Source organism: Oceanospirillum maris DSM 6286 (assembly GCF_000422865.1).
GTDB lineage: Bacteria > Pseudomonadota > Gammaproteobacteria > Pseudomonadales > Halomonadaceae > Oceanospirillum > Oceanospirillum maris.
In genome coordinates this window covers 78,634-91,181 of the sequence record NZ_AUGW01000014.1, presented here as the reverse complement: position 1 = coordinate 91,181, position 12,548 = coordinate 78,634, and the positions used below count along the sequence as shown (strand labels likewise).

8 protein-coding genes are annotated in these 12,548 nt (G+C 47.5%); 2 read left to right on the top strand and 6 right to left on the bottom strand.

The window, feature by feature from the left end; translation table 11 throughout:
- Window positions 1-93: 93 nt before the first annotated feature.
- Window positions 94-2,043, bottom strand: a complete 1,950-nt coding sequence (locus G517_RS0106770; RefSeq protein ID WP_028303778.1) for an acetoacetate--CoA ligase — start codon at window positions 2,041-2,043, stop codon at window positions 94-96.
- Window positions 2,044-2,374: 331 nt separating this feature from the next.
- Between G517_RS0106770 and G517_RS0106765 the strand changes: the two genes are divergently transcribed.
- The gene (locus G517_RS0106765; protein WP_028303777.1) at window positions 2,375-3,079 is read left to right on the top strand and encodes a glycerophosphodiester phosphodiesterase; all 705 of its coding nucleotides are present in this window, start codon (window positions 2,375-2,377) and stop codon (window positions 3,077-3,079) included.
- Between the two features lie 343 nt (window positions 3,080-3,422).
- Window positions 3,423-4,325, top strand: coding sequence for a DMT family transporter (locus G517_RS0106760; protein ID WP_028303776.1), 903 nt, complete (start codon window positions 3,423-3,425; stop codon window positions 4,323-4,325).
- 54 nt (window positions 4,326-4,379) lie between these two features.
- On the opposite strand, the gene G517_RS0106755 is transcribed toward G517_RS0106760, so the two are convergent.
- The 5 genes from G517_RS0106755 to G517_RS0106735 form a co-directional block, all read right to left on the bottom strand.
- Window positions 4,380-6,764 carry a sensor domain-containing phosphodiesterase gene (locus tag G517_RS0106755; protein WP_028303775.1) on the bottom strand — a complete coding sequence of 795 codons (2,385 nt, stop codon included), beginning with the start codon at window positions 6,762-6,764 and terminating at the stop codon, window positions 4,380-4,382.
- Window positions 6,765-7,125: 361 nt separating this feature from the next.
- Window positions 7,126-8,037 (bottom strand): hydroxymethylglutaryl-CoA lyase, encoded by a 912-nt coding sequence (locus G517_RS0106750; RefSeq protein WP_028303774.1) that lies wholly within the window; start codon window positions 8,035-8,037, stop codon window positions 7,126-7,128.
- On the bottom strand, window positions 8,037-10,085 hold the full coding sequence (gene accC / locus G517_RS0106745) for an acetyl-CoA carboxylase biotin carboxylase subunit (RefSeq protein WP_028303773.1): 2,049 nt from the start codon (window positions 10,083-10,085) through the stop codon (window positions 8,037-8,039). The genes G517_RS0106750 and accC overlap by 1 nt, the downstream gene beginning before the upstream one ends.
- 21 nt (window positions 10,086-10,106) lie before the next feature.
- Window positions 10,107-10,898 carry an enoyl-CoA hydratase/isomerase family protein gene (locus tag G517_RS0106740; protein WP_028303772.1) on the bottom strand — a complete coding sequence of 264 codons (792 nt, stop codon included), beginning with the start codon at window positions 10,896-10,898 and terminating at the stop codon, window positions 10,107-10,109.
- A gap of 14 nt (window positions 10,899-10,912) precedes the next feature.
- The gene (locus G517_RS0106735) at window positions 10,913-12,520 is read right to left on the bottom strand and encodes a carboxyl transferase domain-containing protein (protein ID WP_028303771.1); all 1,608 of its coding nucleotides are present in this window, start codon (window positions 12,518-12,520) and stop codon (window positions 10,913-10,915) included.
- Window positions 12,521-12,548: the final 28 nt, after the last annotated feature.

The window sequence follows — 12,548 nt, the reverse complement described above, 5'->3', positions numbered from 1 at the left end:
TATTTCTTCACATAACGTCCTCCCTGCATAAAAAAAACAGCCCTAGGATGTTTCCATAGGGCTGTTTGATATGACCTTAAATATCCTCTTCTACTAGCTCTGAAGCTGAGGCAAGTCTCTGTACTGTTCTAATGCTTCTGGGTTAGCCAGTGCATCGGTATTTTTCACCGGACGGTTATGTATCACATGACGTACGGCAAGTTCGACAATTTTCCCGCTAATAGTACGAGGAATATCACTCACTTCTATGATTTTAGCTGGGACATGGCGTGGCGTTGTATTCGCGCGGATCATGCTTTTAATCTCTTTTTCTATTTCTGGCGTTAAAGAGAAACCTTCTTTCATATGCACAAACAGCACAACACGAACATCATCTTCCCAGTCTTGCCCGATACAGAGGCTTTCCATCACCGATTCTACTTTTTCCACCTGGCGGTAGATCTCCGCAGTGCCAATACGAACCCCGCCGGGGTTGAGAACGGCATCGGATCGCCCGTGGATAATTAAGCCGTCATGCTCGGTGATCTCTGCATAGTCACCGTGGGCCCAAACATTATCGAAGGAAGCAAAGTAAGCATCGTGATACTTCTCGCCATCAGGGTCATTCCAAAAGCCAATCGGCATCGATGGGAAGGGTTTGGTACACACCAACTCACCTTTTTCTGAACGCAAAGACTTGCCGTTATCATCAAAAATATCAACGGCCATACCAAGGCCTCGGCATTGTAGTTCACCGGCATAGACCGGACGGATCGGGCAACCTAGGGCAAAACAGGAAACAATATCAGTGCCACCGGAGATAGACGACAAGCAGAGATCTTCTTTAATATCACGATAAACGTAATCAAAGCTTTCATGGGCTAAAGGCGAGCCGGTTGATAGCACGGCCCTCAGTTTTTCAAGGTTATGGCTTTCGCGCGGTTTAACGCCCACTTTTTCAAGGGCTGCAATATATTTGGCCGAGGTGCCAAAGATACTGATGCCCTCTTCTTCCGCTATATCCCACAGAATATTAGGACGGGGATGGAACGGTGATCCATCGTAAAGTAGCACCGTGCAACCCGTGGCAAGCCCTGTTACTAGCCAGTTCCACATCATCCAACCACAGGTCGTATAGTAGAACAAGACATCATCACGCTTCACATCGGTATGCAGCAGATGCTCTTTTAAGTGCTGAATTAACGTGCCACCAACGGAGTGTACGATACATTTAGGTACGCCCGTGGTGCCCGATGAATACATCACATAGAGCGGGTGATCAAAGCTTACTGGCTCAAAGTTAATCTCGGTGGCGCTTGGGTCGATAAAGTCAGACAGCAAGCTACCATGGTTTAAGCCGCTAATATCTGGGGTTTCGGTGACAAAAGGAATAACGACAACCTGCTGGATTGCCGGTAAGCGGTCAAGAATTCCCTGTACTTTTTCTAAAGAATCTAATGTTTTATTGCCGTAGAAATAGCCGTCAGTGGTAAAAAGTACCTTAGGCTCAATTTGACCGAAGCGGTCGTACACACCGTTAATGCCAAAGTCTGGAGAGCACGATGACCAAACAGCCCCCAGAGATGCGGTGGCGAGCATAGCGATCAAGGTTTCTGCACAGTTTGGCACAAAGCCCGCCACACGATCACCTTTGACAACACCGGCATTTTTTAACCCTGCCGCATACTGTGCCACTTGCTGGTACAGTTCGTTATAGGTCAGAGCTTTGCGTTGACCCTTTTCACCCCGAAAGACGATGGCGGGTTGATCATCACGAAACTTTAGTAAATTTTCAGCAAAGTTAAGCTTGCTCTCAGGGAACCAACGGGCTCCTGGCATTTTCTCTGGGTTGGCTAATACGACATTACTTTTTTTATCGGCAACAACACCGGAAAAGTCCCAGAGTTCTGACCAAAAGTCTTCAGTTTGGTCAATACTCCAGCGGTATAGATCGGTGTAGTCTTTTAGGGCGAGCTTATGCTGATCATTGACCTGTTGAATAAACTGCTGCAGATTACTGCTGGCGATACGATCAGAACTGGGTTGCCATAGGGGCGCACTCATGGGGCTTGCTCCTTCATTGAGGTTTTGCTTCGTCAATGGGGTCTTATTCCGTTAATAACAGTTTCCTGCTAATGACATTTGACATTACGGGTAGAACGCCATTAACAACAGAAAAATCTATTTTTGTTGTATTTTTGGGTGTTTTCTATCGCTAAACTTCTGAGAGCATAAGCGAGCCTTCTATTAGATAGAAGATAAAACGATATCTTCAGAAAATAAAACGATAGTAGTAATGCAACCACTGTCGGCTATAGTGGTTTATCAGTACTCTTAATTTACTTTAAGTTGACGTTAACGTAAAGGTTATAAGTGATCTGTTTTAAGGATTGATATGAAGTTTTTTGCTCATCGAGGTGCCTGTGCAGATGCGCCTGAGAATACACTGATGGCGATTGATATGGCCTTAGCCGCCGGTGCAAAGGGTGTAGAGATCGACATTGTTACCCATCAAGGGCGCTTATTGGTTTTGCATGATCTAACGTTAGATCGTACAACCAATGGTGCTGGGTCATTCACAGATAAAAGTATTACAGCATTACGGCAGCTAGATGCAGGGCTTGGGCAAAGAATTCCATTTGTAGAAGAAGTTCTGCTTTTGGTGGGCCAAAGAGCGACTTTGAATATCGAGCTTAAAAGTAAGGGAACCGCAGGCCCTCTTGCCGTATTACTGCAGCAGGAACCCTATCGCGCTTATAAAGAAAACTTAATTGTTTCTTCGTTTGATCATGTTGAGTTATTACATTTTCAGCAATTCTGCCCCGATGTTGATCTAGGCTTGCTGCTATACGGCTCTGTTTTATCGCTGCCAGCGGTTATTGGCCCATTAAAAATAAAGTCTCTGCATCTGAGTGATGAGTTTATTGATCTTGGGGTTATCGCCGCCGCTAAGACCCTTGGTCTAGCAGTATATTTTTATACTATTAATGATTTTGAGCAGCTTAAAAGACTATCGAAATTAAAAATTGATGGTGTTTTTACCGATTATTCAAGTATTTGGCAAGATTGGCAGGAGATAAACCGCTTGCCAGAGGGCTAGGATTCCGTAATAGTAAGCCCCTAACTTCAAAGGATCTTCTATGTACTTTTTTTCAGGTATGTACTCTTCTTCAGATAGGCGCTCGTTCTCAAGCAGCCCCAAGGCAATGATGACTTCTTGGCGCGCCATGTTTCGCGTAGAGCGCCTTTGGCGACGATGTTGATCCTGTTGGTATTTTAAAAGGTCGCCTCGTTAGCGGCCTTTTTTTATGGCTGCAATTTTGCTTCCCAGAAAACCCTTTTTTAGCCAGTCTTATTTTAAACACTAACTTTGAATGTAAGCTTTAAACACAGGCCCATCTTATTTATCTTGGCTCTTTAACGACAATAACAAGGAATTATTTATGTCGATCCCCGTCGCTTATGGTTTAGCGGTTTTAATCTGGTCTACTACGCCCCTCGCTATCGTTACCAGTGGTGATTCACTGCCACCAATGGCGGCGGCGGCATCTCGCATGGGGCTTGCAGCGCTTGTGGGGCTACCTTTATTAAAATTTATGGGGCTTAACCTTCCAGTACATAAGGCGGCATTTCGCTCTTATTTAACGGCTGTTATCGGTATTTTTGGCGCGATGGGTGTGACCTATGTGGCGGCCCAGTGGATTCCATCGGGTCTTATTTCGGTATTGTTTGGTTTTACCACCATTATGACCGGTGTACTAAGCCACTTTATTGTGCCTGATAGTCCGATGTCTCGAAAACAATGGTTATCTTGTGGTTTAGGGATTATCGGTTTAGGGGTTGTCTTTAGCGATAATTTAGTGGTGACAGGGCAGGGTGTTGTCGGTGTGCTTTTGGCCTTGTTAGCGGTTTTTTTCTTTAGCAGTAGTAACGTATTAATGAAGCGTAACGGCGCGGGTTTACATCCTTTGCAGCAAACCGTTGGGGCGCTGTGGTGTTCACTGCCTTTTTACGCGATGGCATGGTTTGTCGCAGGTACTGAGGTTGCTTGGGAAGATGTGAGTACCTTGAGTATTTTATCGGTGGTGTATTTAGCGATACTCGGTTCCTTGGTGGGCTTTATGGCTTACTTCCACCTGATTGCCAATTTACCACCGGCGTATGTGGCGTTAATCACCTTGATCACGCCGGTGATTGCTCTGTTCTTGGGCAGCCAGCTCCATGGCGAGCCAGTAACAAAAGAGATGCTGATAGGGGCAGGAGTCATTCTGCTTAGTCTGTTGTTGTTTCTGAGCGATAACTTTATTCGGCTTTATCAGGTAAAACGATATCAAGAGAAAAACTGAAACGTTAAGCCCAATTGATACTCATAATAATGCCGCCCTTGGCGTTCAGGGCGGCTAGGCGACGGTTGGTGCTTCTTGCATGTAGCGGGCGATAAAATCATCTAAAGGCAGAGGGCGGCTAAAGAAAAAACCTTGGAACTCATCAATACCAAGCTCCCGCAGCATTCTGATCTGCACTTCATTCTCCACACCTTCCGCATTGACCCAGATACCTAAGCCGTGACCCAATTCAAGAATGGTCTTAATAATCGCTCTATCTTGAGGGTCTTCATGCATCTCCATCACAAAGCTGCGATCAACTTTAAGCTTATCAACGGGTAGCTGTTTTAGATAACTTAAGGAGGAGTAACCAGTACCAAAATCGTCCAATGCGATTTTTACACCCATATTACGCAGCAGATTTAGTGTGTTTCGCACACTCTCAAAGCTTGTAATCATGTTTTGTTCGGTGATTTCTAGACAGAGACTACTGGCGGGTATGCCAGTGCGCTGGATCACCTGTTGCACATATTGGGCGAAATCCCGCTGATTTAAGCGGTGAGCGGAAATATTAACGGAAAGCTGAGGGAGATTTTTATCCTGGCTAAACCATAGCTGTAGTTGCTGGGCGGATCGGAGTAATACCCAGTCATCCACGCGGCTAATTAAGCCGGTTTTTTCCGCAATAGGAATAAACTCAAAAGGTGGGATCAAGCCCCGTTCAGGGTGTTGCCAACGTACTAATACTTCGGCACCGATAAGCTGCTCGGTATCGGCCTTAAGCAGCGGTTGGTAGTACAAAACCAGTTCATTATGTTCAATGGCTTCTCTTAGCTCTTTCTCAATCTGCTGCTCTTTGAGTACTTCAAGCTGCATCTCAATAGCAAAGAAAGTATGCCGGTTGCGACCATTGGATTTTGACCGATACAAGGCCAGATCGGCATAGCGGAAAAGCTGCTGTTGCACATCGCCTTCTTGGATAACGTCTTTGGCTTCAGGATAAAGGGCGATACCAGCGCTAACCGTACAACTGATTTCAGTGGTATCAAATGCAACGGGTTCGGCCAATATCTGTGTTAATTCTCTAATTTGAGCGGCAATCTTTTCTCTATCGGCAATATTGTTGATGGTAATGGCAAACTCATCTCCGCCTAACCGGAAAAACTGTGCTCTATGACCAAAAAAGTCCTGTAGGCGGTGGGCTGTTTTAATGAGCAACATATCGCCGGTTAAATGGCCTTGAGTGTCATTAATATCTTTAAAGTTGTCCAGATCAAGTACGATCAAGGCGATGGATTTAAGGTGTCCATCATCAACGTCTTCAACTAAGCGACCTAGCTCATTATGGAAAAAGACACGGTTTGGCAGTGTTGTCAGGCTATCGTAATGGGCTAGATATTTAATGCGCTCTTGGGCTCGCTTACCATCGGTGATATCAACCACAGATCCTTCAATATGCTCCGGTATTGTATCGCTAGCAGGAACGAGCCGATTGCTTACGGTTGCCCAGCGTTTGGTGCCGGCACGAGTGTATAGCTCAACTTCGTTAAGGGTGAAATAGCCCTCTTTGCGTAGACGTTTCATGGCTTTTAACCATTCATGGGGGCGCACATAAACTTGTTTACCAATATGGCTAATAGCCTCTAAGCAGTCTGCCGGTGAGCTGTAGCCTAAAATCCGGGCAAGAGCTGGATTAACATTTAAATAACGACCATCAAGGGTACTTTGATGCAAACCTGTCATGGAGTTTTCAAAGATACTACGAAACTTTTCTTCGGCGGTAGCCATGGCGGTTTCGGCGGTTTTCTGGGCGCTAATATCGTACACCGTACCAATAATGGCCTGTATGCTACCGTTTTGGTCTTTAAGTGCACGACCATTAATACGAATCCAAATGAGGGAGCCATCGACCCGTTTCATCTGGCATTCCATACCACGCACTTCACCAAATCGCTTCAGGTGTTGTAAAAAGGTTTCTCGGTCGGTTGCGTTATCGTAGAGATCCTCTGATAGCTGCTCAATCGCATCACACATATGTTGAGGATTATCGTAGCCAAATGTTGAGGCTAGCGCTTGGTTGGCATAAATAAGCTGACCCGCGCGATTGGTTTTATAGATACCATCAACGGAGTTTTCTAAAATAGCACGGTAGTTTTCACGATCGGTTAAGTTATAAGCTTGTAGAATAAAGGCATTATCTTGGGTGGCGATATACTGCCAGCGATAGCTTTGAGCATTGTCGTATAGGGTATCACTATAGACGCCTAACTCTGGTTGCCTTTGGAATAACAGTGGTTGAAGCTCATGGGGGAGCAAGTCGCAAAAATTGTCAAAGCCTAACTCTTCAGCCAGTGTTTTGGCCGCTGCATTAAAATGAGTGCATACGCCATCTAGGCTAATCTGCAGTGCAGGTGTCGGTAAATCATAAAGTGCTAACGGTGTGGTTAAGCTTGAACTCATAAGTGGCCAATAGCTGCGAGCAAAATAAAGGATTAAGTGTCTTTGACAAAGTAGCCTAATTATTTATACCAGAGAAAACAACCAGTTGTACCTATTCCTATCCTAAATATTGTAAATGGCGTTCAAATTTCAGGTTTTACCTGGATTTCAAATCGAATTTAAAAACAGTATTTAAATAGTGCTTAAATAGTTACTTATAGTAATGCTGGCGGCTTAATTGTAGCGTTATTGTAAAGGCTTGGATGTAGGCAAGAAACTTGGCCATAGGTTATAGCAAGGCAGGTAGATCAGGAATATTTTAAGATGAATTGACATAGAGCAACGGTTGAAAACCCCCTGTTTATGGCAGGGGGCCTTGTCGTTAGGATGACATCGCTAAACCCACCCTAGAACGATTCTGACTACCAATGGCATGGGTTATAAAATTCCCCGTAGCCACTAGTTTGTTAAGGTCGATACCGGTTTCAATGCCCAGCCCTTGTAGCATATACACCACGTCTTCTGTGGCCACATTGCCAGAAGCCCCTTTGGCGTAAGGGCAACCGCCCAAGCCACCTACAGAGCTATCAACAACGGCAACACCTTCCTCTAATACCGCGTAGATATTCGCTAGAGCTTGACCGTAAGTATCATGGAAATGCGCTGCCAGTTTCTCAACGGGCACCACTTTACTGACTTCACGGATCATCGCCTTTGCTTTACGGGGCGTGCCAACACCGACCGTGTCACCTAGAGAGATCTCGTAGCAACCCATGTCATACAGTGCTTTCGCGACTTCTGCGACCTTTTCTGGGGCAATCTCGCCATCGTAAGGACAACCAAGAACACAGGAAACATAACCCCGTACCTTAATGTTATTGGCCTTCGCCATCGCCATCACAGGGGCAAAGCGTTCAAGACTTTCGGCAATAGAGCAGTTGATGTTCTTTTGTGAAAACGCTTCCGAGGCCGCGCCAAATACCGCAACTTCTTCCACTCCGGCAGCAATAGCGCTTTCCAAACCTTTTAGATTCGGCGTTAAAGCGGCGTAGGTAACACCAGATTTGCGTTGCAAGCCGGTCATAACGGCTTTGGCATCACCCATTTGAGGCACCCACTTAGGGGAAACAAAGCTGGCTGACTCAATATAACGTACACCGGCATCCGCAAGTTTGTCGATAAGCTGTAGCTTGATCTCGGTGCTGATGACTCCCGGTTCATTTTGTAGGCCATCACGGGGGCCTACTTCTACAATACGTACCGATTGAGGTAATACAGGCATTTCAGCGGACATTAGTCTGTCTCCTCAGCCTCAAAGGCGACTAGATCTGCACCACCTTCAACCAGATCACCGGTTTGGAAGAAAATTTCCGTCACGGTGCCGTCAACAGAAGCCGTAATGGTGTGCTCCATTTTCATCGCTTCCATAATCACCATTGCCGTGCCCTTGGTGACTTTCTGACCTTGTTCGACCAAGACTGCAACAATGCTACCGTTCATTGGAGCGGTAAGACTGGCTTTTTCCTCTTCGAAATCATGGCTGTCTAGATCAGGGCGCTGCCATTGATATTCAAAAGCGCCTTGATCGGTAAAGACGGTGACATGGCCGTTAAGCTCTGCAACAAAGGCATTACGGTTATGGCCGTTTACATTGGCGTGTAAGCGATCATCGTTGAGCTTGCCATCAACGATCATAATATGGCCGTCTAAGGTTAAACGGTAACCATGATCCAGCCAGTTAACGGTTACCTCATGCTCAATTTTTTCTTGATCGGTACCTTCCTGAGAAAAGCGCACCACATGAGTTGGCTCTTCATTTAAGCGCCAGCCAGAGAACTGGTGCCAAGGCGACGTTCCATCATGGCTGTGAATCGCTTCTGCCTGTCTGCTTTGCTGCTGTTTTAGCAAAGTATATAGGGTTGCCATCGCAAGTGGGTTCGCACTTTGGCTGCCGGCTCGGCTACCTGTTTGGCTATCGGTAGGAGTATTCTCAAAAAGATCTGCTTCGTGCTTTTCAATAAAGCCGGTATCCAGCTCTGCGTCACGGAAGGCTTTATGGTCGATCAGGCGTTTCAGGAAGTGTGTATTGGTTTTCATGCCCGCAATACGATATTCCGCCAGCGCTTGGCTCATACGCTGTAGGGCGCGGTCACGGTTTTCATCCCAAACGATCAATTTAGCGATCATAGGATCGTAATAGATGCTTACTTCATCCCCTTCACGGACACCGGTATCCACGCGCACATGACGGTTTTCTTCGGGTGTCCGAAGGTATTCCAGTTTACCGGTAGCCGGTAGGAAATCATTATCAGGATCTTCGGCGTAGATGCGTACTTCAACCGCATGACCCTTGATTTGTACCTCATCTTGGCTGATCGGTAGGGGCTGATTTGCCGCTACGGCTAGCTGCCACTCCACTAAATCTTGACCGGTAATCAGCTCCGTTACGGGGTGCTCTACCTGCAGACGGGTGTTCATCTCCATAAAGTAGAAAGAACCATCTTCATCGAGTAGGAACTCAACGGTTCCTGCGCCCACATAGCCGATCGCTTCTGCCGCCCGTACGGCGGCTTCACCCATCGCTTTACGCAGCTCATCGGACATACCGGGAGCTGGAGCTTCTTCAACCACTTTTTGGTGACGGCGCTGAACCGAGCAATCCCGTTCAGCCAAATAAACGCTGTTACCGTGTTGATCACAGAATACCTGAATCTCCACATGACGCGGTTTGGTGAGGTACTTCTCGACCAACATGGTGTCATCGGCAAAGCCATTTATCGCTTCACGCTTAGCGGCATCCAAGGCGCTGGTAAACTCATCAGGAGCCCAAACAACCCGCATCCCTTTACCACCGCCACCGGCGGTTGCTTTTAAGAGAACAGGGTAGCCCATCTCATCAGAGTGTTTTTTTAGCAGGGCAGGGTCTTGGTCGTCACCATGATAGCCCGGTACGAGAGGTACGTTCGCCTCTTCCATAATGCGTTTTGCAGCGCTTTTAGAACCCATCGCTCGAATCGCATCCGCTGGTGGGCCAATAAAGGCCACGCCCGCTTCTTGGCACTTTTGTACAAAAGGCGCGTTTTCCGATAAAAAGCCATAACCCGGGTGAATCGCTTGGGCGCCTGTTTCTTTCGCGACCTGAAGAATCGTATCCATTTTTAGATAGCTATCTTTGCTGGCCGCAGGGCCAACACACACCGCTTCATCGGCCATCGCAACGTGCATGGCGTTGGCGTCGGCCTCAGAATAGACCGCTACGCAGCGAATACCCAGTTTGTGAGCGGTACGAATCACGCGGCAAGCGATCTCGCCACGGTTTGCAATTAGAATTTTATTAAACATGGTGTTATCTCCAGCTCTATCTCAGTCTCGACGCCAGCCCGGAGCGCGCTTTTCAAAAAAGGCACTCAAACCTTCCTGACCTTCCTCAGACACACGGATTTCAGCGATCAGGCGTTGGGTGTATTCGATCATCTCTTGATCGATCGGGCCTTTAGCCACACGAGCGATCAATTCTTTACTGCGACGAACACTTTGGGGGCTATTGGCTAGCAGTTTTTGCGTCATCTCAGACACGGCGTTTTCGAGTTCATCATGGCTGACCATTTGATGGGCAAGGCCCAACTGTACGGCTTCAGCGCCATCAAAGACCTCAGCGGTGAGGAAATAGCGCCGTGCGGCCCGTTCGCCTATGGCAGCCACCACAAAGGGACTAATAACCGCCGGTGAGAGGCCGATTTTAACTTCGCTCAGGCAGAAACGCGCTTTTTCACTGGCGATACAGATATCACAGCAGGCCGCAAGACCCACAGCACCACCATAGGCGGCACCCTGAACCATCGCAATAGTCGGCTTGTTCAGGTTGTTGAGGGTGTGCATTAGGCGGGCTAGCTCACCGGCATCGTTGAAGTTGTCCTCTAAGCTATACTGGGCCATCCGCTTCATCCAGCCTAGATCAGCACCGGCAGAAAACGACTTACCATTAGAGCGCAGAATAACCACACGCACGGCATCATTAGCATTAAGGCTATCCAGTATCGTCAATATTTCAGCGATTAACTTATCATCAAAGGCGTTGTGTACTTCAGGACGATTTAGAATAACCGAAGCCACACCTTGATCGGAGATCTCGCACAGTACTTGTTGATCTGTCATCTGGTTGTCTCCGATTACATACGGAACACGCCAAAGCGCGTCTCACGTATAGGTGCATTCAAGGCGGCAGAGATCGCAAGTCCCAGTACATCACGGGTTTGAGCCGGATCAATTACGCCATCATCCCATAGGCGGGCGCTGGCATAGTAAGGATGACCTTGGTGCTCATACTGATCGACAATGGGCTTCTTGAAGGCTGCTTCATCATCAATAGCCCAGCTCTCACCTTTACGCTCCATATTGTCCCGTTTCACTTGGGCCAATACGCCAGCGGCTTGCTCGCCACCCATCACTGAAATTCGAGCGTTAGGCCACATCCACATCAGATTAGGATCATAAGAGCGACCGCACATGCCGTAGTTACCTGCCCCGAAACTACCGCCGATTAATACGGTAAATTTGGGTACTTTGGCACAAGCCACAGCCGTTACCATCTTGGCACCGTTTTTGGCGATACCTTCGGACTCGTATTTACCGCCCACCATAAAGCCGGTGATATTTTGCAGGAAGACCAGAGGAATATTGCGCTGGGCACAGAGTTCAATAAAGTGTGCGCCTTTAAGGGCGGCTTCAGAGAAAAGTACGCCGTTGTTCGCCACAATACCTACGGGATAGCCGTGGATGCGGGCAAAACCGGTGACCAGGGTTGTGCCGTACAACTGTTTAAATTCGTCAAATTCTGAGCCATCGACAGTACGGGCGATCACTTCACGTACATCGTAGGGCTTGCGTAGATCTTCAGACACAATGCCGTAGATCTCTTTCGGGTCATACAGTGGTGGCCGAGACGGTTGAATATCCAGCTCTGTCTTCTTGCTTGGGTTCAGTCGCGAGACACATTGGCGGGCGATCTGCAGGGCATGTTGATCGTTCATCGCATAGTGATCAGCAACACCAGAGGTTCTACAGTGCACATCTGCACCGCCTAGGTCTTCTGCGGTGATCACTTCGCCGGTGGCTGCTTTAACTAGCGGTGGGCCTGCTAAGAAAATAGTACCTTGCTCGCGGACAATAATAGACTCATCCGCCATGGCTGGTACATAAGCACCGCCAGCGGTACAGGAGCCCATCACAACCGCAATCTGTGGAATACCCTTGGCAGACATATTGGCCTGATTGTAGAAAATACGGCCAAAGTGATCCCGGTCTGGGAATACTTCATCTTGATTGGGCAGGTTAGCACCGCCGGAATCCACTAGGTAGATACAGGTCAGGTGGTTTTTATCCGCAATTTCCTGAGCCCGTAAATGTTTTTTCACCGTTAGAGGGTAATAAGTACCGCCCTTGGTCGTCGCATCGTTAGCGATAATCATACATTCTTGGCCGCTAACACGACCGATACCGGTAATAATACCCGCTGAAGGAACGTAGTCTTTATACACGTTTAAACCGGCCAGTTGCGACAGCTCCATAAAGGGAGCGCCCTCATCTAGCAGCGTATTAATACGATCCCGAGGCAGCAGCTTACCTCGGTCTAGATGTTTTTTCTGAGCGGCTTCACCGCCACCTTGCTTAATCTTTGTTAATTGGTCACGAAGATCTTGTACCAGACGTTTGATATTGCTGCAGTTGGCCTGAAACTCTTCTGAGCGGGTATTGATCTTACTTTTGATAACCGCCATGGCTAGCTCCCGATAATATAAGTTGGTA

Excerpts from the sequence above, each read along its gene's own strand:
- G517_RS0106750 (WP_028303774.1), bottom strand. The coding sequence starts at position 8,037 with ATGTCCGCTGAAATGCCTGTATTACCTCAATCGGTACGTATTGTAGAA.
- G517_RS0106735 (WP_028303771.1), bottom strand. The coding sequence starts at position 12,520 with ATGGCGGTTATCAAAAGTAAGATCAATACCCGCTCAGAAGAGTTTCAG.
- G517_RS0106760 (WP_028303776.1), top strand. The coding sequence starts at position 3,423 with ATGTCGATCCCCGTCGCTTATGGTTTAGCGGTTTTAATCTGGTCTACT.
- accC (WP_028303773.1), bottom strand. The coding sequence starts at position 10,085 with ATGTTTAATAAAATTCTAATTGCAAACCGTGGCGAGATCGCTTGCCGC.
- G517_RS0106770 (WP_028303778.1), bottom strand. The coding sequence starts at position 2,043 with ATGAGTGCGCCCCTATGGCAACCCAGTTCTGATCGTATCGCCAGCAGT.
- G517_RS0106755 (WP_028303775.1), bottom strand. The coding sequence starts at position 6,764 with ATGAGTTCAAGCTTAACCACACCGTTAGCACTTTATGATTTACCGACA.
- G517_RS0106740 (WP_028303772.1), bottom strand. The coding sequence starts at position 10,898 with ATGACAGATCAACAAGTACTGTGCGAGATCTCCGATCAAGGTGTGGCT.
- G517_RS0106765 (WP_028303777.1), top strand. The coding sequence starts at position 2,375 with ATGAAGTTTTTTGCTCATCGAGGTGCCTGTGCAGATGCGCCTGAGAAT.